At 68.7% G+C, this 934-nt stretch carries 1 protein-coding gene and 1 pseudogene; both read right to left on the bottom strand.

Features of this window, described 5'->3' with window-relative positions:
- Positions 1-277: pseudogene (locus tag BGO22_RS19960) on the bottom strand (hypothetical protein); the annotation flags it as partial.
- Between the two features lie 16 nt (positions 278-293).
- Entirely contained in the window at positions 294-887 is a 594-nt protein-coding gene (locus tag BGO22_RS19955) for a GNAT family N-acetyltransferase (protein WP_070397355.1), read from the bottom strand.
- Positions 888-934: the final 47 nt, after the last annotated feature.

Here is a 934-nt window from a genome sequence, read left to right as displayed (position 1 = left end):
CCTGGCGCAGCCAGTCGGCGGGGATGGGCTTGGTGAAGTCCGCGATCATCTCCACGCCCTTGAAGTAGGCGGCGAAGGCGCGGTCGAACTTGTCGAAGTGCTTCTCGTCCTTCACCAGCGCGGTGCGCGAGAGGAAGTAGAAGTCGTCCATGCTGCAGGCCTCGGGGTTGGCCGGTCCGACCACGTCGGCCTTGAGCGCCTCCAGCAGCGTGAGGTACTCCTTCACCGACACCGGCAGCTTGGCCGCGCGCAGGGTGTAGAAGAAGTCGATCAGCATGGCGATCTCCCCGGGTTCAGTCGTGCCGCGCCCGCAGGTACAGCAGCTGCGCACGCGCCTCGGGCCATTCGCCCGCGCGCATGCTGTACATGACGGTGTCGCGGATGGTGCCGTCGCGGCGCAGGGCGTGGCCGCGGATGACGCCGTCCTTCCTCGCGCCCAGCCGTTCGATGGCCTGTTGCGAGGCGAAGTTGTAGTTGTCGGTGCGCCAGCCCACCACGTGGCAGCCCAGGGTGTCGAAGGCGTGGCCCATCATGAGCAGCTTGCAGGTGGTGTTGACGTGGGTGCGCTGCGCGCGCCGGGCGTACCAGGTGTAGCCGATCTCCACGCGCTTCACCGCGGGCAGGATGTCGTGGTAGCTGGTGCTGCCCAGCACCGCGCCGCTGGCCTCGTCGACCACCGCGAAGGCGAAGCGGCTGCCTTCCTCGCGCATGCGCAGCGCGGTGTCGATGTAGTCGCGCGTCTGGCCGGGTTCGGGCACGGAGGTGACCCGCAGCTTCCAGAGCTCGCCGTCGGCCGCCGCCGCGCGCAGGCCGTCCTCGTGGCGCGGGTCCAGGGGCTCCAGCCGCAGGCCGCGTTCGCTCAGGACGACGGGGGCCACGAACATCAGCGGTTCCTCTGGTTCATGAACACCAGCTTCTCGAACAGCGTGGTGTC

Origin of the sequence: Hydrogenophaga sp. 70-12 (genome assembly GCF_001897365.1) — a bacterium.
Taxonomy (GTDB): domain Bacteria; phylum Pseudomonadota; class Gammaproteobacteria; order Burkholderiales; family Burkholderiaceae_C; genus Hydrogenophaga; species Hydrogenophaga borbori.
The sequence above is the reverse complement of the archived record's forward strand: the minus strand, read 5'-3'. Positions and strand labels throughout refer to the sequence as shown.